Genomic DNA, 19,513 nt, shown 5'->3' with positions numbered 1-19,513 from the left:
CGTCTCTCTTATAGCTGCCTCTTTCTGGGGTGGCTATTTTTTATAAATCCGGTCTGCCAAACTTAGCTTCTGTTTTTTGATTTCACGTAAGATAATTTCTGCAATCTTACGGGCACCCATTTCGTTGAAGTGTGTATTATCCGTTTTTCCTTCCGGGTAATTGGGGTTCTCTCCAGCTTTTAACTGATTAAAAAGCATTTTTGAATTCTCTGGACCTAATTCCTGAAATAGTGCCCGGCTTTCATTGTCAAGATCAATTAACTTTACGTTTTGTTCTTGTGCAACAGTGCGTACTAATCCAGAATAAACTTCATGGGTTTCTTCAATTTGGCCAGCGGCATTAAATCTACGTCGAGATACAGGCGTAATTAATATTGGAATTGCATTTTTTTCCCTTGTTTCTTTAATAAACAGCCGCAGGTTATTTTTATAAGCCGCTTCAGGGGTATAGCTGGCTTTTGTTGGCGATTCATCGTTATGCCCAAATTGAATAAATACATAATCATCTGCTTTTAACTGATTTGTAATTTGCTTCCATAAACCTTCAGTGATGAAAGTTTTAGTGCTTCTGCCATTTTTGGCGATATTTTTTACGGTAACCGTGGAATCAAAGAATAACGCAAAAGGCATACCCCAGCCAGTTTCAGGATAGGTTCTTATATTTTTTTCAGACATTGTCGAATCCCCTGCAAGATAAATAGTGATGTTTTTAGCAGGCCAGTAAAAAGACATCATTAACATTAACGAAGTAATGGTCAGCAGATAAATTATGGGCTGTAGTAATCTTTTCATACAGTTTAAGTTGCTAAATATTAGGTTTCAGAAAATGAAATTACGATTAGCAGACAGGGTAATCGAAAGATGTGGATCTTAAAAATGTGCAATCGTTGCCAAATGGATTTATTTAAAGGTTATCTGAGAGATAACCTTTAAGAATCAAATGTAATAATACATGGAAAAAAGCATAAGCCAGATCAGCTCGCTGCTGCTTAGACGTAAGGAGTGGAATCGAACTGATGTTCTGATCAATTTATATAGCCCTTATATTCAAAATAGCAACCTCAAATCCTTCTGGATTATTCGATTTATTCTTAATCCTTGTCCGGTAATTATAAATTGTATTTAGCGAATATTCCAGTATACGGGCCAGTTTATCCGGGTCATTCACGCCCAAACGAATAAGGGCAAATATTCTTAAATCTGTGTTTAATAACTGATGGGGGAGCAGTCTGACCTGATATTCAACCGGGAAAAGGGTATTGAATTCAGTAAGGAAGTTCGGGAAGAGTTTTAGGAATGCTTTATCAAAGTTGCTGAATAATTCTTCGCGTTCTTTTTTTAGATTGATATTGCCTACCAATACCTTGATTTCATCAAATTTTTTGGTCGTAAGCCTTTGTGTAATGGAACTTTTAATCTTTTCCAGTTTATTCAGGTAATCAGAAATGATATGAAGATAGTATCCTATATATTCTTCTTTGATCTTTTCTGCCTCGTTCAGCTTTTCTATCGTATTTCTCAGTCTTGCATTTGCCTCTAAAACCAGTTTGTCAGCTGCTTTGATCCTTTTGAGTTGTTTGTAAACGATAATGGCAAAAACAATAATTATGATCGATAAGATAGTCAGCAGTGCGGAGTAAAAAAACAACATTTGTTTTTGCTCCTGCTCCCTTAAGATTTTGGCACTGGCAATGACCAGTAAAATAGCGCTTACTTGTACTTTCCGCTGTCTCGCGCCATAATTAACTGCATCATCCATGGCTGCTTTGATAAAAAGATAAGCATCTTCTGTATTGTTATTTTTATTTAATAGCTGTGCTAAATTTAACATCGCCGCAGCTTCTTTTGTAGCTGATTTTATGTCAGCGATAGAAGCATTAATAAGCAGTCTTACAGCAATATGGTTTTGCTGATGCCGAATATATATATCACTTAAAGTAGAGGCTGTGATAGCATATTGATGGTAAGATAGCCGTTTGCTGTTGATCAGTGATTTGAGCTTAGGGATAGCATGTCCAAGATCACCAACTTTAATTAATTTCAATCCGCTATAATAGGAGTATTCAAAAGAATGGATATCGCAGAGTTTAAGCGCTGAGTCTACATAAAAGCTGGCTTTTGTCGTATAGATCCTGGTGTAATAATCATCCTGATCAAAATCTGCCAGATCATAATAAGTTCTGGCATTCAGCAAATAATATTCTCTTTTTACCGAATCAGGAAGGTGCTTGATTTTTAAGGTGCTTAAGGAATCGAATGTCTCTTTAAACATTCCTGAAGAAAGTAAGATGAAGCCCAGCTTTAATTTAGCATAAGCAATTTTGGCTGGATCTTTTAGTTGGCCACTGATCCGTTGTAACTGATGGGCGTAATAAAATGCTTTGTCGTACTGGAAAGATTTATATTCGTTATATAATTTCAGGTAAATAAGATATTCATCCTTTAAATTCAAGTCCTTTTGTGCCAGTGAAGCTTTCAGGAAATCTATACGCCTGTGTTTTTGAGCATCCAGCTTTGATTTTTCTTTTAAAACAAGTTTAAGTTTTTCCAGCTCCCTTATAGGAGATTGGGCGGTACAGTTAAGACAACCGATAAATAACAAGAGAAGATTAAGCACCAGGAATTTCATAGTATTTGAATGGAATTTTGAACTTAATTAAGCTACTAATTAAATTCTGGTTTATATTCTTCTGAAAGGTATTCGTATTTTTGTTTTCTTAAATAGTTGTCTGTTAGTTTGTTGTGTGTTTTGTTTGCGAAAATGAGTTTATATTATTTCTCCCAGAACTGAGATTGCTTTAATTAGCTGAATATACTGCTGTCATTTGTAGAAATACCCGATGCACAAAGCGTAGGGCAGATAACCAAATATTCTACTTATGAAACACTTAACTATTTACTTACTTATAGCCATCGCTTGCCTGGGCTGTAAGAAGTCAGTGACCCCGCAACATGAGGAGCTGGGTACATCCAAATCGCTTACTGCAGCGAATGCAATCTCAAAATCAACCTCCAAGAAAATTTTTATGCACTGGATGCCCTGGTTTGAAACGCCGGATTCAAGAGGGGCTTGGGGTTATCATTGGAAAATGAACACGCAGAATCCGGATGTAATCACAAACGGTAAACGTCAGATTGCGGCTTATGCTTATCCGAAAACAGGCCCATATGCCTCAGGAGATCCTGATATTATCGAATATCAGTTATTACTGATGAAGTATTCGGGTGTTGATGGGGTGATGATTGATTGGCCGGGTACAAGGGCACGTTATGATTATCCGGATAATCTGGCAAACGCTAACGCGCTGATTTCAAAATTAAATGCGCTTGGATTACAATTCAGTATTGTGCATGAAGACCGGAATTGGGACGCCGGACAAACCAGCGGAGCAAATGGTGATTTCGTTTATATGCAGAATAATTATTTTAATCAGAGTAATTACTTGAAGGTGAATAATGTGCCTGTAGTTTTAAACTTTGGCCCTATTACTTTCCATCAGCCTTCAGAATGGGACCAGATCCTTGCAGGTCTTAATCCAAAACCCAAGGTGATTCCATTATATGGGAATACAAACCAGGTGGGGTCAAATAATGCCGGAGGAGAGTTTCCATGGATTTATCAAGACCATCCTACCGTGGTGAATAACTATTATGCACAGGCTGCTAATTTCCCGATTTCAATCGGTGTGGTTTATCCTGGTTTCAATTCTTTTTATCAGGCTGGTGGAGCTGATGGGCCTACCTGGCAAATTGCCTATAATGGAACTGGCACTTTTTCAACTTTGCTGGATAAGGCATTGGCTTCCAGTGTAGGGATTATTCAGTTTGCAACCTGGAATGATTACGGAGAGGGAACGATGATTGAGCCTACTGCTGAATTCGGCTACGGATTTTTGACGATCATGCAGCAAAAACTGGGCGTGTCTTATGGGCAGCATGAATTGGAATTGATTTATCGTTTATATCAATATCGCAAACAGTATAGAGGTAATTCTGGCGTTCAGCAGCAACTAAACCAGGTTTTTAGTTACTTTGCTGCGCAGCAGGTTAGCAATGCTGAGGGCTTATTGAATAGTATTGGAGGAGGAACTACACCGCCGCCAACAGGAACAGGTATCACTATTAAAAATAAATGGTTGAATACTTTTCTGTTTGAAGAAAATGGGCAGGTTAAATATGGTACTGCTAATACTGATGCCCGTTCAAAATGGGTTTTGGAACAGGTAAATGGGCATACCAGGATTAAAAATGTAAGTACCAATCATTACCTGAATATTGAACATTTGTACAGCTATGCAGAAAGTTCTGTAGTCCCTGATACTTTTTATAGCAGTTATTGGGTAATCGAAGATTACAATGGCTTTAAAAGGATAAAAAGTGAATGGAAAAACACTTATCTGAATTTAGAAAATAAGAGCGGGTTTGCCCAGGCTACGGCTATTAATGCTACTGCTGAGAGCAGCCAGTGGACGATAAATTAATATTTTAACAGTATTCTTTAGGAATAGGAATAAATTATAGCTCAAGATAAAGTGATCAAAATGCTTTCGCCTTTAACGATAGAGAAAGATGTGCTGGAAAAGAGCGCTGGATACTATAAATTTACATGTTAACCAAAAAATGGGAGTACCATTTGCTGATTTAATACCTTTTATCAATGAAGAATGTCGCATTGCGGCAGAATATGTTTAAATTGCCGAAAATAGAAACGGGATGTCTAATTCAAGACTGAACAATAGTAAATTGAAATCATGAGTAAAGCAGTAAAAGCACAGGATAAAGTTGTAAAAGGTGGTGATGTAGTTCGTATACCACGTAAATTGAAAAAATTAAACAAAAAGAATTTTGGTATCGTTTCTTTTGATGAAAAAGAAGCTTAAGACTAAAAAGTCTCTCCTTATGGAGAGACTTTTTAGTCTTTACCAGTTTTACTTCATCGCTTTATTCAAGGCGATGATAGCTAGTTTAAATTGTTCTGGTGCAATCAGAAACTGAATATTTACTTTTCTTAATGCAAAGCCTGCACTTTTGATATTTATATTGTTTTCGGTTAATGCATTAGCGCTTTTAGCCAATAAGCCAGGCTGATCCATATTTGTGCCCAGCAAGCAAACCATAGCTACTTTCTCTATCGTAACCTTCTCAAAATCATCTTCGAGTTTACTGATCAGTTTTTTATTAAAGTCGCGCGCCCATATTACAATAGAAATACTGTTTGCGCTGGTTGCTTTAAAAGTATAACTTACCTTATGATCATAAAATGCCTGCATGATCTGTAAATCACTCCCAACATTGCCAACCATAGAAGGATCATAAACATCAATCATTAATAACTTATCCGTTCCGGTAATGACCTCTACGCGTTTATGTTCACAAACAAACTCGCGGGTAATTAATGTACCCGGATGGGATGGTTCAAATGTGTTTTTAATCCGCAGATTGATACCGCTAACCTCCAGTGGTTTTGAAGCCTTTGGATGGATCGCTTCCATACCTACATCTGCCAGCTGATCAGCAATATCATAATTCGTATACCCAACTGGTGTACAGTTTTCCAGTCCTACTAGCGCAGGATCGGCAGTAGACAAATGATACTCCTTGTGAATAATAGCTTCTGCAGGTTTTAAAAACTCGGCAATTTTACTAAAAGTAACCTCAGAATAACCTCTGTCAAACTCACGCATAATCCCCTCAGTACCCTTCGCATAACCGGTCACAATGCAGAGTGTCTTTTTGAGTTCTATATCTTTAAAAGCATGTTTGATCCGCTGATCAATCGTAAAAGCGCGGTGATCATTAAAACCACTCAGGTCAACCAGTGCAGTATTGATATTCATGTTCTGCAGGATATTGGTAAAGTTAAATGCTGAATGGCTCTCCCCAATAGAAGCTAGTATTTCACGTGCCGCTTGCAATATCCCTTCTTTACTGACATAACCAGAAGCCAGGATATTCGCTAAATTCTCGAGATATTTCTGAGCCTGATTGACATGATTTTCAATGAACTGATCTGCAATAGCAAGATCTAACCCCAGATCAACGTATTTTTTATTAATAGCTTTTAATTTGACAATTAAATCTTTGAGCGGGCGATGGAAATTCTGGTGTTTAGCAATGCGGTGATAGACACCCGGAGCTCCTGTTTTCTTGTTTTCAAGCAACAAGTCTGTAACACCCGAGAAAGCTGATACTACAAATATCCTGTTATATAACTGATCACCTGTACGTTCAAATAGAACTATATTTTTAATGACATCCTGCAAGGCACTCATAGAAGTGCCGCCAATTTTTTCTACTGTTAACATCTAATATATTAATTATACCAGGATTGTGCTGGTTCTTTTGTTTAGTTTCCGGCCTAAAATACAGGATTATTTTGATAGTTTTTCTACTCCCAGTTCAATAGAATCAAGGAAACGGTTATTCAAACCATCCTTAAGCTACATAATAATTATTTTCATAAATTTACAAGGTTAATTAAATCGCTGTCAGATGAAAAAGAATACCATTTTGCTCGCTTTGCTATTCGCGTTCACTACTACCTTTGCACAGGTAAAAACACAATACTTTGATGAAAACTGGATTCCAGTTGCTAAAGAAGATATGGTCTATTACAGGCCCGAGCCTAAAGCTGTAAATGGAAAATATCTTTTCAAGGATTATTACAAATCAGGTAAGCCTCAATTTACAGGCTACTCCTTATCTAAAACCGAAGAGAAATTTGAAGGAGAAGTTAAATATTACGGAGAAAACGGTAAAATCAGCGGAACATCTGTGTTTAAAAATGGAGTTTTAAATGGCTCGGTGAAAACATTCTTTGAAGACGGAAGACTGCGGCAAGATGCGCTATACAAAAACGGAGAAGAGCAAACGGCTACACTTTACACCTATAAAGGGACTGAAATAGAAGGTGTTCCTTCCGTATATGATCTGATTACCATTTTTGAAAAAGAGGAACGCGTTAAACAGATTATCTATGATGGTAATCCAAAAGGGATGCGGCAGGAGTCCTTTTTAAACGAAGGTACTGCTAAGTATTATGGTGCTGATGGGAAACTTTTGGGAGAATTGGTCTTTGATTTATATGGCAATCCCAACAACGGGACCATGATCGAATTTGAATTTAATCCAATGAGAGTTTCTGCTACGCGTTTTTTCATAGATGGTCAGGAACAGGAGAATAAACAGCTCTGATCAGCCGTTTATTAAACAATTCAAGTTTAGTTTAAACGTTTAAACAATTAATGCTGAAAATAAGCTATTTGCACCCTATTGTATGGAAAATACAATAGGGTGTTTTAGTAGGTTAAAAAAAGTATAATTATACTTAAATAGCGCTTTATTAGGTCTTAAAAGGCGATAAATAACCGAAATCTATCAATAGGACACGCCGGTTTAAGAAAAATATATGTTAAATAATTTGTGATTTAAACGTTTAAATAGAATATTAGCAGTTCCAAACCTGTATTTGAAATAAATACTTCAGGAAAAAACAAATATATTCGAATGAAAAAGAACGTTTCAATGAAAGATATTGCCCAGCGATTGGGAGTTTCAACAGCATTGGTATCCTATGTTCTTAATGGCCAGTTAGAAGACAGAATCAATAAAGACACTGCGCAAAAGATTAAAAGCTTAGCTGAAGAATTGGGTTACCGGCCTAACCACGTAGCTAAAAGTCTAAAGATCAATAAAACGCTGACTATCGGTTTAATTCTTGCTGATATTTCAAATCCTTTCGCTGCGAGCCTGGCCAGGATTATTGAAGATGAAGCAAAGAAACATAAATATACAGTGATTTTTGGCAGTGCCGATGAAAGTGCTCACAAGTCAGAAGACCTGATCCGTACTTTGATGAGCAGACGTGTGGATGGTTTTATTATTGCTGCCCCCGAGGGCTCAGAAGAGCTTTTAAGTTCGCTTAAAAAACAGGATATTCCATTTGTTCTGATTGATCGCTATTTTCCGGAGCTGCACGTGAATACCGTAACTATCAATAATTTTCAAGCCTCCGCTGAGGCTACCAATCATTTGTTGGAACAAGGGTTTAGTGAAATCGGAATGATTAATTTAAAAGCAGATCTTTTCCACTTGACAGAGCGTTCCAGAGGATATAAGGCGGCACTTACTCAGGCTGGCCAGAAAAAAGAAGGAAAAAATCTTAAAGAAGTAGAGGAAAAAAATATGATTGCAGAAGTTCATCAGGCTATCAATGAACTTTTAAACCAGCCGGAACCAATCCAGGCAATCTTTTTTGGCAACAATAACTTAGCGATTGAAGGATTGATTCATATCCGGAGTTTGAATATCCGTATTCCTGAAGATTTAGCTATTGTATGCTTTGATGAGTCGAATGCCTACAATCTATTTTATTGCCCGATCACTTATATCCGGCAGCCACTTGCCAAATTGGGGCAGGCAGCAGTTAAATTATTAATTGAAAGCATCGGAAATCAGGAGCGGAGTACAAATAACATTACACTCGAAGCAGAACTGATCATTCAAAAATCATCTCAAAAATATATTTAAATAAGGTCTGGCAAATTAATCAGTATAATTGATCAATATTAACAAGATATGAATAGGAAAAATAGTCTTCAGGTAGTATGTTTTGGGGAAGTATTGTGGGACAACTTTCCCTCTGGTAAAAAGCCCGGTGGTGCAGTCATGAATGTAGCCTATCATTTAAAGACTCTGGGTGTGAACAGTCATTTAATCAGTAGCGTTGGTGCTGATCAGAATGGGACAGAACTCCTGGCGGTGATGAAAGATTCAGGTGTAGACACTACATTTGTTCAGTTGGATCAGGAACATAAAACTTCCACTGTGGAAGTCACTACCGATCAGGATAATGAAGTCCGTTATGAGATTGTGAAGCCAGTTGCCTGGGATTATATCGCATTTGAAAACCCGCATATCCGTTTGGTAGCACAGGCCGATGCGTTGGTTTATGGAAGTCTGTCTGGTCGCTGTGAAACCAGCAGAGCGACGCTGGCACAATTGTTAGCACTGGCTTCTTATAAAGTGATGGATGTTAACCTGCGTGCACCCGATTATGATCCGGATTATATTTCGACGCTGCTGTATCAAACGGATTTGCTTAAATTAAATCTGGAAGAATTAACGATTATCAGTGATTGGTTCAGCCAGGATTGTCAAACAGAAACGGCGCGTATAGAACTCCTTAGAAACAAATTTAGTATTCCGGAGATTGTGGTCACAAAAGGTAGTAAAGGAGCTTCTTACTATGGAGATCAAACCGAACATCACTGGTCGGCTTATGCAATTGAGGTTGCAGATACTGTAGGTAGCGGAGATTCTTTCTTAGCGGGCTTACTGGCTATGAAATTATCAAACGAATACATTAATGATACTTTAGATTTTGCAGTAGGGTTAAGCGCTTTCATCACTACAAAAGAGGGGGCTTGCCCTCCTTACAAAATAGCAGATGTGAATAAATTTATCAGAACTTATAAAAAGGAGTGGAGTGTTGCCCGTTGGGCAAATCCTGTATAACATAAAAAAGCAGCTTATAAGCTGCTTTTTTATTCAAAAGAATATGATAAGCCATGGGATGGCACAATTACCTTATTTTACACGTTCAACGTATTCACCTGTACGTGTGTCGATTTTTACTTTATCACCTTCATTTACAAATAAAGGGACTTTGATTTCAAAGCCAATTTCTGTAGTTGCATATTTTAATGCACCAGAAGAAGTATCTCCTTTAACAGCTGGTTCAGCATAAGTAATTGCTAATTCAACAAAGTTTGGTGCCTGAGCCATAATCGGTTCTTCACTTTCAAAAGAAACGATAACATCCATTCCTTCTTTGATAAACTTAGCCGCTGGGCCGAACAATGCTTTAGCCACACTGAATTGCTCAAAAGTAACATTATCCATCACTACAAAGTAGTCACCTTCTTCATATAAATATTGGAAATCACTAGTTTCTACGCGGCAAATTTCAACCTGCTCGTCAGTTGCTAAACGGGCCTCTACAATTTTCCCGGTTTTAATATTACGAAACTTTCCTAAGTAGAAAGCTCCACCTTTACCTGGTGTACGATGCAGGATTTCTGTAACTGTTACCAATTCGCCGTTGAAACGTAAAATATTTCCTACTTTGATTTCGGATGCCTTTGCCATAAAATATAGTTGTAAAATTTGAGTTCAAATATATGTGCTTTTTTTGTGTATTTATAGTTCAATTCATAACATCTTATCCTTTCTTACTCACAAAAGCCGCATTTAATAGTATATTTTAATTTAAAACATTTCATAAAACGGTTTGTTCTGGTTGCGAATCAACTAAAAATGAGTTGACTCTTATCCTTAAAAGGGTGTAACTACTAAAGATAAAATATCGGATTATGAAAAAACCAGCAGTATCTCCATCGAAAGTAATTTCAAAGAATGAAGACCTTCAAACCAATAGGGAAGACGGGTCAGGTCAATTGCTGACCACTAATCAGGGATTAAAAGTCAACGATGATCAAAATTCATTGAAAGCAGGTGAGCGTGGGGCTACACTGCTGGAAGACTTTATTCTCAGAGAAAAGATCACTCATTTTGACCATGAAAGAATTCCTGAGCGTATTGTACATGCCAGAGGATCGGGCGCACATGGTGTATTTGAATTGTATAAATCTCAGGCAGAATATACAAAGGCCGGATTTTTAAATGATACGACCATACAAACTCCTGTTTTCGTCAGATTTTCGACTGTTGCTGGTTCCAGAGGTTCTACAGACCTGGCCAGAGATGTAAGGGGTTTTTCTGTTAAATTTTATACGCAGGAAGGTATTTATGATTTCGTTGGTAACAACATGCCTGTTTTCTTTATTCAGGATGCGATTAAATTTCCAGACCTTATCCATGCTGTAAAACCTGAGCCGCACCATGAAATGCCACAGGCAGCATCTGCGCATGATACTTTTTGGGATTTCATTTCACTGATGCCAGAATCGTCCCATATGATTATGTGGCTCATGTCAGACCGTGCAATTCCACGCAGTTACAGAATGATGGAGGGATTTGGTGTACATACTTTCCGCCTGATTAATGAAGAAGGAAAATCGCACTTTGTTAAATTCCACTGGAAACCACTGCTTGGCGTACATTCAGTAGTCTGGAATGAAGCTTTGAAGATCTCAGGAAATGATCCGGATTTTCACAGACGTGACCTTTGGGAAGCCATTGAAGCAGGCGCATTTCCTGAATGGGAATTAGGGATTCAGGTAATCCCGGAAGAAGATGAACATAAATTCGAATTTGACTTGCTTGATCCAACTAAATTAGTTCCAGAAGAGTTGGTACCTGTACAAAGAATTGGAAAGATGACGCTGAACAGGAATCCTGATAACTTTTTTGCAGAAACAGAGCAAGTTGCTTTTCACCCTGGTCATTTGGTCCCGGGTATTGATTTTACCAATGACCCGCTTTTACAAGGGCGTCTGTTTTCTTATACCGATACGCAGCTTTCAAGGTTAGGAGGCCCGAATTTTCATGAGATTCCAATTAACAGGCCAGTCTCACCAGTACACAACAATCAAAGAGACGGGCACATGCGTCAAACGATCAATACCGGACGTACCAGTTATCAGCCTAATAGTATCAATGATAATTCACCATTGCAGGCTAAGGTTTCAGAAGGTGGTTTCAGCTCTTATCAGGAAAGAATTGATGCCAAAAAAATCAGGGCACGCAGTGATAGTTTCTTTGATCATTTTTCTCAGGCTACACTTTTCTATAACAGTCAGTCTGAAACAGAAAAGAATCACCTCGTTGATGCATTAAAATTTGAACTTGGGAAAGTGGAAATTGAGGATATTAGAAAACGTATGGTGGGTATTTTAACACAAGTAGACCTTACACTTGCCAAACGCGTAGCCGATGGTTTAGGTTTGGAAGTACCTTCAGGCCCTGAAAAGCCAGTTAACCATGGTGTTCCTGCAGATGCCGATCAACAAAGTTACGAACCCAAAATTGTGAAAAGTACGTTGAAATCGAGTGCAGCACTGAGCATGAAAGATACGCCGAAAGACACTATTAAAACCAGGAAAATAGCTATTCTCGCTACTGACGGTGTAAATGGGAACCAGCTTGATGCGTATAAAAAAGTACTGGAAGCCGCTGGAGCAGTAACAAAAATCGTGGCTACTCACGACGGACATATTAAAGATGATTCCGGGAAATTAGTTAAAGTAGATTTTACTTTCCTGACCACTGCATCTGTTTTATTTGATGCGGTATATGTACCGGGCGGTGAAAAATCAATTGAAGCCTTAACGGCAGAAGCTGATGCAGTTCATTTTGTGGAAGAAGCTTTCAGACACTGCAAAGCTATCGCTGCTAATGAAGAAGGTGTGGATTTCATTCTGCTTTCTAACATCCCTGTTAAAGATGAAAAAGAATCGGTTGAAGGATTATTGCTCAACCAAACAGCTAAAGAGTTTGAAAAAGCAATACAACAACACCGTTTCTGGGAACGGGAGAAAAAAGGGAAGATACCAGCTTAATTTCTTTTGAAGCATGAAAAAGGCGTGGTCATATTATTGATCACGCCTTTTTTAATATAGACTAAAAGCAGTTTTTAAACTCAATTTGTTTGACCACTTAGGTCTTCTTGTTCCAGCAATGCAATCCCAGCCTCATTTCCCTGCTGCGCTGCCAGATCAAAAACAGATAAACCTCTGGAATCCAATATCGTCTTATCCGCCCCATAACTTAACAGCAATCTGACCAGTTCATTCCTTCCGAACATGGCTGCAAACATCAAAGCAGTTCCACCATTTCCATGCTGAAGATTCAGATCGGCCCCATTGTTAATCAACAGCTCAGCAATATCAGGATAACCCTTAAATGATACGCCCATTAACGCCGTATTTCCACCAAAATCCTGGGCATTCACGTCAGCACCCGCATCCACTAATAATTTTACAGCCTCATACTTGTTATTATAAGCTGCGATAATAAGCGGGGAATAACCCTTTTCATCCTGACCATTTAAATCGGGATTGTCTTGCAGCAATGTTTTTAATTGCTCAAGGTCACCTGTTCTTGCAGCATTGATAAGCGTATTAGTTTGATTATCCATTTGTTGATCTGATTAAGTTCCGTATTAATGAGTAATAGGAACACCAGAATCCAGAAATGGTTTATTAAAAAGCTCAAAACCGTTTAAGATTCTCTTATTGCGGCCCTTCGCCAGAAAATTATTAGTTTTGAAGATCACCAGGAAAAACAAGCTATGACATTGAATGAATACATTGCTGAAATGCTGTGTACAGCTGGAACTTTGCCATTTCCTACCGTTACTGCAGCGTATTCCAGAAAATCTGTCATGACCAGTATAGGGCAGGTAGAAAGAAATATCTATTTCCTGAAAGAAGGAATTATAGAAATAGGTATGGAAACCGAAATCGGAAATAAAATCATAGACTTCTGTTTTTCTAACGATCTGGTTTCTTCTTATACCTCCTTTTTAGCGCAAGAGACATCAGACGTATATCTCTACTGTTTAACAGATTGTATCGTGGAAATTGTGCCCTATGCACAGTTAAATGAGGCCTATAAAACCTCATTGCTGGCTAATCAATTTGGCAGGCTGGCAACCGAAGGACTTTACATGAAAAGAGTACGGAAAGAAAAAGATGCACTTACTAAAAATGCGGAACAAAGATATCTGGAGCTGATTAAATACAGGCCCGAAATGATCAAAGAAATACCTGTTCACCGTATTGCCAGGTACCTGGGAATCCATCCCGAAAGCCTGAGCAGACTCCGTAAAACAATTTCCTAACATAGATCAGTATATTCGAAAAGCACTATCGTTTACCTTTGTCGCTATAAATAATCCGTAGAGATCATGGTACATTTTCAAAAAAGATTAGCATTACGCTGGGCCGATTTAGATCCCAACTTTCACCTCAGACATAGTAGTTATTACGACCTTGCCGCTCAGTCCCGGTTAGAAATTCTGGGCGAACTTGGCCTGACAATGATCGTGATGCAAGAACAGCATTTTGGTCCCGTAATCTTCAAAGAATCCTGCACATTTATCAGAGAAATCAAATCGGAAGACCAGATCAACATCAATATTAAAGTCGAGAAGATGAGTGCTGATGGCTCAAAATGGTCCATCTTACAAGAATTTACTGACGAGCAAAATAAGGTGAGAGCTATTCTTACCGTCGAAGGTTCCTGGATAGATACCAAATTACGAAAATTGGCCAGACCTGTACCTCAGGTTGCTCAGGATGCTTTTAACCTGTTGCCGAAAATAGAAAAGACATTAAACGATAGTTTTTAGTTTATACCAGTATTACAAAGCAAAGAAATGAAAAGGAGCAAGGCTTAAGCTAATAGCTGAGCAAACGAAACTTTTTGACAGCCTTGCTGTTCTCCAGTTGTTATTAAGCGAATAAAGAAATGAGATTACATCAAACCAGCAAGACACAAAATATAGGTCGTATCATCTTAGGTCTGATTCTGCTAATTGCAGGAATTGGCCACCTGAGCTGGGCAAGAGTAGAATTCCTTGCACAAGTGCCGGATTGGGTCCCGGTTGATAAAGATCTTGTTGTTATTCTGTCTGGAATTGTGGAGATTTCCATGGGGCTTTCTTTAGTATTCTGGACCAGTCAGCGCATCAAGATTGGCTGGATTGCTGCCTTGTTTTTTGTACTCGTTTTTCCTGGCAATATTTCTCAACTGATCACGCATACAGCTGCTTTTGGGCTGAATACAGATTTACTGCGTGGCATCAGGTTATTATTTCAACCTGTACTGGTGATCTGGGCATTGTGGAGTACAGGAGCCTGGACAGCATGGCGAAAAAAATAGCCTGTTTGGAAAATTGTTAAGAATCAATTTTTATGCAATTTTTTAGTAGTATGAGAGGCCTTGATTTCTTTGATATTTTCTGCCGTTTGATTGAAAAAAGTAATAATTTTTGGGTAAAAACTTTTGAATGCAGGATACTGAGCCCTTGAAGATTCGTATTCCCCTAACAGTGAAACTAATTCATTAGTCCAGAGGAAACCCTTATTTATCTGTTCCTGAATTTCAGCTTTTACAACCTGATCATCACTTTGATGGTCAATTAAATATCTTACTACACAGGCTCTTACCAAAGATTCGTTAATTACAGTTTGCCAATCCTCATAAGCTTCGCGCTCCATCTCAATCCGCTGTGAATCCAGCAAGATTTCACCACTGGTTTCGAGTAATTTTTCATTGCCATCCTCTTCCAGAATATGATTCACAAATGAATGGTTAAACTCGTGAATTAAGGTCGGCAAATAATCTGCAGTGGAGAATAGCGGTTGACCAGCCCCGTCATAAGTCCAGGAACCCATAATTGCATAAACAATTTTTTTCTGCCCGGCAGGAAATGCACTTGGACCATAATTAGCACCGCCATTTGCAAGCCCTACAACAGTTTTGTAAACTACACTATGATCACCATAATAAGCTAAATACCAGTCAGAATCGAAGGTTGCCGCCGCTTGATTAAACCGGGATGTGGCTACCTTATAAACCTCCTGATGATTTTTAAAGAATACTTCAAATGCAGAAATTTTATGAAATTTATTCAGCAGCTCAATAAATTTTAGCGCATCTTCCATTTCCCACTTGCCAGCTATACTGCTTTTTGAAACCTTAATCAAAGAGAATTGATTATTTTTGAATTCAAGATTTGCAGCAAGGAACATAACTCTTGAAAAACCCATTCCTTTTTCTGCGCTGAGCTTCTTTGCAAAACTAACCACCGGCTGCTCCTTATATTTTCCAAAATAGGCATTAATATCTTTCACATATTGCCTGGCAAAATTCATATTATATTCAGGATTGCCCGCAAGCCTGAAGACAATACTTAGTAACTCTACTCTTCTATCTACTGTTGATTCAACAATCTTATTTGAGTTAAGAATAGTGTGTTGTTTTGGAAAAGCTTTTGTATTTGTAAAAGAAAAAGTCAATAGCAGCAGAAAAGTAATAGTTAATTTCATTCGATACGCGTTAAAATCTGAATAACCGAAGTTATAAAAAAATAAAACAGAACATAATCCCCATCATAAGCGTTATAACGATTAAAAACCTATAAAAACAGTAAAATGAAGCATACAACCTATCAGGAAGCGATCGAAGAATACGAGTTAAAAGAAAATGAACAGGCTTTATTGCTTTATGCACATTATGGCAGAGCAATCTATATGGGGCAGGTCTTGGAACAGCAAACCATCAATATGTTAGCTATAGATGATATCGTTAAAACTAAACCTGATTCACAAGATTCCTATGAGGCTATCTGGGCTAAATATGACCACAGTAAAATGATGGTAGGGGTAATGACTACGTTATTACAAGAGGCCTATCAGATTAGTGATATTGATATGGAAGAGTTTAGAGAAGTGTTGTTATTGAGAAATAATCTTGCACATCGGTACTTCAGATTTAACGATGTATTGTTCTCTTCGCACGGTGGACGTAAACGCATGATCAAAGATTTTGTAGATTTTACCAACAGTATCAAAGCAATAGAAGAAAAATTATCAGTTTATATTGCTAGCTATAACAGCGCGGCAGGCTTAAGCGCAGAAAGAATTGCCGAATTACTGGCGGAAAGAAAGGAAGAGTGGAAAGACAAAGTGATTGATGATACTTATGACAGTTCATTAAAATATAGCTAACCTGTTACGTAAATTAACGGATTCCCCATTCTATTTCTACCAGTTCACTTATAGTTTTATTCCGGTGAAAGTTATCGGAACAAGGAAAAGCTGGAAGGATAATATTAATTCGCATGAAACCAACCTGTTCCGTCTGGTCAAGAAATAAAAATCTAATAAATAATTTACGCAATTGATCGGTTGCATGTATATTTGCAACTGATCGATTGCGTAAATTATTAGGAGAAGAGATGTATTTCAGGCTATTGCCGATCCTAGCCGCAGAATTATCCTGGCTTTATTAGCCCTTCATGCGATGACTCCCAATGCTATTGCTGAGCATTTTGACAGCAGCAGGCAAGCGATATCCAAACACATTAATAATACTTACTGAATGTCAGCTCGTTAATCAGGAGCAGTCCGGTCATGAAATACACTGTCATTTTAATCCTCAAAAGATGAAAGAAGTGGATACCTGGGTAGCACAATTACGTGTACAATAGGAAAGCCGTTTTGACCAATTGGATGAACTATTGAAAAACCAAAACCATAAACAATCATGACAAAAAGAGAAGCGGTCTTTTCAAAGGACATGGAAAACAAAAAAGTTAGCGTAGTCAGGTTATTTGATGCTCCGCTGGCGCAAGTATGGAAAGCCTGGACAACAGCAGAAATCCTTGATCAGTGGTGGGCTCCCAAACCTTACAAAGCGGAAACCGGGCATATGGATTTTCGCGAAGGCGGACAATGGCTTTATTGTATGGTGGGGCCAGAAGGTGATAAAACCTGGTGCAGGGTTGATTATCATACTATTGATCCACAAAAGAGTATCACCAGTATGGTGGTGTTTTGTGATGCACAGGGCAATGAAAATCCGGACTTTCCCAAAGTAAACTGGAAAAAGGAATTCAGCCAGCAGGATAGTAAGCTTACCCAAGTAGATGTTGAAATCACTTTTGAGCAAACAACTAATATGGAGTTGCTTCTGAAAATGGGCTTTGAAGGCGGCTTTACTGCAGGATTGAATAACCTTGATGAATATCTGGAAAATTTATAATTGAATATACCCTGAGCATTTAATTTGGCACTCTCAAAGCCTTAAATATTAAAATGTTCAGGGTATATCAAATTAAATGGCGCGATTGATCAGTCGTTTTATCGCTACCAGATGTGACAGTAATACAATGGGCACTATGCAGCAAGGCAGCCATACAAAAGGGAAATATAATAAAGCAATATTAGGTTGGTCGAATGCGAATTGCCTGACCCGGCGGGTAAGCGATATGCTGGAAGAGGATGCGACTGCGCATTACCATAGTTTTGTTAAGGAAAACCAATCCCTGCTGCAAAGGGTGAGTTTGGGAGATGTGGCAAGTTATCTTGGCATCAGCCAGGTGACACTTAGCCGGATTCGGGCGAAAGGTTGATTTTTTAACATTTGTAAAAAATATTCTACCTGGATTTTTGGAACTTAGCCTATAAAAAATCATACTTATGGAAACATCAAAAAAGACCAGGGTACTGAACCTGATCCCCGTTATTGCCTTTTGTGTAATTGCGCCGACAGCAGGCTATTTGAAGATCGGATTACCGCCCGTGATTATTGTTGGTAGTTCGGCTATTATCGGTTTTTTCTTCTGGTACTTTACCTACCTTAAAAAACCGGCAGATCCCAGGATCATCCTGCCTTTGTTCGTCTTTACTGTGGCACTTTTGCAGATCCATATCATTGAGGAGTACCAAAGTGGCTTTGGTCCGGCAATGAGCAGGCTTTTTGATATTCCATGGAGCGAAAAGAGTTTTTTGATGGTATTTGCTCTGGTCGGCCCAACTATCTATACCCTGACCTCACTTGGCCTTTATTACCGGATACCAATTGCAGGCTTTATAGCCTGGTTTATCTTTATTGGACCGGGTGTGATGGAGTTTACCCACTTTATATTTCCATTGATTGAGCCCAAACTTGATCCTGAAAATTTCCACGCAATTACAAGGACAATCAATGGAACCAGGATTGCAGACATGCCCAATTATTACGTCAAGACCACCGGGCATTACTACTTTGCTGGTATGTATACTGCTATTTTGCCGATGATCCCAGGTATCTATGCGATCTACCGTTTGACCCGTAAAATCCAGGTAGGAAATAAATGGATGAAACAAAAGGAACCGTGTAGTTTTTAATCCTTGATATACCATCGATCACCAATACATTCATTGATTTGCTGGTATCGCGGCCTTGTAAGTTTTAACGTCCTCGCATTCTTGTCTTCATTATTTCAGCTTTTTAAAAATCCCTACCATTGTTTCCCTATCCAGACTTTCCATATCTACCAGTTTTAAATCCTTAACCATTTTAAGTGTGGTGGTTTTATAATGCTGAAAATGAGGCGTTGTTAAATGCAATTGATAGGCCAGCTTGTTGGCATAGATTTTTATAATCCTGATCTGGTTTGGATTTTCCTTTAAGTACATTGGGGAAATTGCCAATACCCCGGGTTCAATGTTAAACGAAGCGGCGGCTTCTTCTTTCAGTATGGTATTGTGCGCTGATAAATATTCGGGTATGATTTCGATCTCAGAAATGCGCACCATCATGTCTTTGTCAACGCTTGCAAGAAGTGGAAGTCCTCCGTCAATTATTGACAATTCGGCTTTTCATTCCGGAAATTATTACATCTGCAATATTGACTTAAAAGATTTTTTCACAGCATAGACCAGGCACATGTAGGCGTTTTGGGCTGAATATTCTAGATATGCAGATGATATTACGTTCTCATCTCTTCATCATGTTTATCAAAATGAATCATCTTTTTTTTAAGAGATTCGACGGATTA

General features: G+C 38.3%; 21 protein-coding genes. 14 read left to right on the top strand and 7 right to left on the bottom strand.

Annotated features, from left to right (window positions below):
• Positions 1-33: 33 nt before the first annotated feature.
• Positions 34-792 carry a rhamnogalacturonan acetylesterase gene (locus AY601_RS10820; protein WP_068400514.1) on the bottom strand — a complete coding sequence of 253 codons (759 nt, stop codon included), beginning with the start codon at positions 790-792 and terminating at the stop codon, positions 34-36.
• A 238-nt stretch (positions 793-1,030) separates the two neighbouring features.
• A complete protein-coding gene (locus tag AY601_RS10815; protein ID WP_232324734.1) occupies positions 1,031-2,629 on the bottom strand; it encodes a DUF6377 domain-containing protein in 1,599 nt (532 codons plus the stop codon).
• A gap of 250 nt (positions 2,630-2,879) precedes the next feature.
• On the opposite strand from AY601_RS10815, the gene AY601_RS10810 reads away from it, so the two are divergent.
• Complete coding sequence (locus AY601_RS10810) at positions 2,880-4,481, top strand: glycoside hydrolase family 71/99-like protein (RefSeq protein WP_157287854.1); 1,602 nt, start codon at positions 2,880-2,882, stop codon at positions 4,479-4,481.
• Between the two features lie 270 nt (positions 4,482-4,751).
• Positions 4,752-4,880, top strand: coding sequence for a hypothetical protein (locus AY601_RS26215; RefSeq protein WP_257722241.1), 129 nt, complete (start codon positions 4,752-4,754; stop codon positions 4,878-4,880).
• A 48-nt stretch (positions 4,881-4,928) separates the two neighbouring features.
• Here AY601_RS26215 and AY601_RS10805 read toward each other — a convergent pair whose 3' ends face one another.
• Positions 4,929-6,305, bottom strand: coding sequence for an aspartate kinase (locus AY601_RS10805; RefSeq protein ID WP_068400502.1), 1,377 nt, complete (start codon positions 6,303-6,305; stop codon positions 4,929-4,931).
• Between the two features lie 187 nt (positions 6,306-6,492).
• Between AY601_RS10805 and AY601_RS10800 the strand changes: the two genes are divergently transcribed.
• From AY601_RS10800 to AY601_RS10790, 3 genes are all read left to right on the top strand, one after another.
• Complete coding sequence (locus AY601_RS10800) at positions 6,493-7,194, top strand: toxin-antitoxin system YwqK family antitoxin (protein ID WP_068400495.1); 702 nt, start codon at positions 6,493-6,495, stop codon at positions 7,192-7,194.
• A 312-nt stretch (positions 7,195-7,506) separates the two neighbouring features.
• Entirely contained in the window at positions 7,507-8,529 is a 1,023-nt protein-coding gene (locus AY601_RS10795; RefSeq protein ID WP_068400492.1) for a LacI family DNA-binding transcriptional regulator, read from the top strand.
• A 48-nt stretch (positions 8,530-8,577) separates the two neighbouring features.
• Entirely contained in the window at positions 8,578-9,516 is a 939-nt protein-coding gene (locus AY601_RS10790) for a carbohydrate kinase family protein (protein ID WP_068400488.1), read from the top strand.
• 72 nt (positions 9,517-9,588) lie between these two features.
• Here AY601_RS10790 and efp read toward each other — a convergent pair whose 3' ends face one another.
• Positions 9,589-10,149, bottom strand: coding sequence for an elongation factor P (gene efp / locus AY601_RS10785; RefSeq protein ID WP_068400487.1), 561 nt, complete (start codon positions 10,147-10,149; stop codon positions 9,589-9,591).
• A gap of 224 nt (positions 10,150-10,373) precedes the next feature.
• Between efp and katE the strand changes: the two genes are divergently transcribed.
• On the top strand, positions 10,374-12,521 hold the full coding sequence (katE, locus tag AY601_RS10780) for a catalase HPII (protein ID WP_068400485.1): 2,148 nt from the start codon (positions 10,374-10,376) through the stop codon (positions 12,519-12,521).
• Between the two features lie 80 nt (positions 12,522-12,601).
• Here katE and AY601_RS10775 read toward each other — a convergent pair whose 3' ends face one another.
• Entirely contained in the window at positions 12,602-13,099 is a 498-nt protein-coding gene (locus tag AY601_RS10775) for an ankyrin repeat domain-containing protein (protein ID WP_068400484.1), read from the bottom strand.
• A gap of 153 nt (positions 13,100-13,252) precedes the next feature.
• On the opposite strand from AY601_RS10775, the gene AY601_RS10770 reads away from it, so the two are divergent.
• The 3 genes from AY601_RS10770 (at position 13,253) to AY601_RS10760 (ending at position 14,847) form a co-directional block, all read left to right on the top strand.
• Entirely contained in the window at positions 13,253-13,804 is a 552-nt protein-coding gene (locus AY601_RS10770) for a Crp/Fnr family transcriptional regulator (RefSeq protein WP_068400475.1), read from the top strand.
• A gap of 66 nt (positions 13,805-13,870) precedes the next feature.
• Positions 13,871-14,314 (top strand): acyl-CoA thioesterase, encoded by a 444-nt coding sequence (locus AY601_RS10765; RefSeq protein ID WP_068400473.1) that lies wholly within the window; start codon positions 13,871-13,873, stop codon positions 14,312-14,314.
• 119 nt (positions 14,315-14,433) lie between these two features.
• Entirely contained in the window at positions 14,434-14,847 is a 414-nt protein-coding gene (locus AY601_RS10760; RefSeq protein WP_068400472.1) for a hypothetical protein, read from the top strand.
• 23 nt (positions 14,848-14,870) lie between these two features.
• Here AY601_RS10760 and AY601_RS10755 read toward each other — a convergent pair whose 3' ends face one another.
• Positions 14,871-16,016 (bottom strand): DUF4932 domain-containing protein, encoded by a 1,146-nt coding sequence (locus AY601_RS10755; protein ID WP_068400470.1) that lies wholly within the window; start codon positions 16,014-16,016, stop codon positions 14,871-14,873.
• A 105-nt stretch (positions 16,017-16,121) separates the two neighbouring features.
• Between AY601_RS10755 and AY601_RS10750 the strand changes: the two genes are divergently transcribed.
• The 5 genes from AY601_RS10750 (at position 16,122) to AY601_RS10730 (ending at position 18,860) form a co-directional block, all read left to right on the top strand.
• On the top strand, positions 16,122-16,697 hold the full coding sequence (locus AY601_RS10750) for a hypothetical protein (RefSeq protein WP_068400467.1): 576 nt from the start codon (positions 16,122-16,124) through the stop codon (positions 16,695-16,697).
• 295 nt (positions 16,698-16,992) lie between these two features.
• On the top strand, positions 16,993-17,070 hold the full coding sequence (locus AY601_RS26255) for a hypothetical protein (RefSeq protein ID WP_335340592.1): 78 nt from the start codon (positions 16,993-16,995) through the stop codon (positions 17,068-17,070).
• Between the two features lie 165 nt (positions 17,071-17,235).
• Positions 17,236-17,733: an SRPBCC family protein gene (locus AY601_RS10740; protein ID WP_068400464.1), complete on the top strand. Its 498-nt coding sequence runs from the start codon at positions 17,236-17,238 to the stop codon at positions 17,731-17,733.
• 76 nt (positions 17,734-17,809) lie between these two features.
• On the top strand, positions 17,810-18,103 hold the full coding sequence (locus AY601_RS25930; RefSeq protein ID WP_198163669.1) for a hypothetical protein: 294 nt from the start codon (positions 17,810-17,812) through the stop codon (positions 18,101-18,103).
• A 67-nt stretch (positions 18,104-18,170) separates the two neighbouring features.
• Positions 18,171-18,860, top strand: coding sequence for a hypothetical protein (locus AY601_RS10730; RefSeq protein ID WP_068400458.1), 690 nt, complete (start codon positions 18,171-18,173; stop codon positions 18,858-18,860).
• Between the two features lie 90 nt (positions 18,861-18,950).
• On the opposite strand, the gene AY601_RS10725 is transcribed toward AY601_RS10730, so the two are convergent.
• Entirely contained in the window at positions 18,951-19,325 is a 375-nt protein-coding gene (locus tag AY601_RS10725) for a putative quinol monooxygenase (RefSeq protein WP_232324733.1), read from the bottom strand.
• Positions 19,326-19,513 lie beyond the last annotated feature (188 nt).

Source organism: Pedobacter cryoconitis, assembly GCF_001590605.1.
In the GTDB taxonomy this organism is placed as follows: domain Bacteria; phylum Bacteroidota; class Bacteroidia; order Sphingobacteriales; family Sphingobacteriaceae; genus Pedobacter; species Pedobacter cryoconitis_A.
The sequence above is the reverse complement of the archived record's forward strand: the minus strand, read 5'-3'. Positions and strand labels throughout refer to the sequence as shown.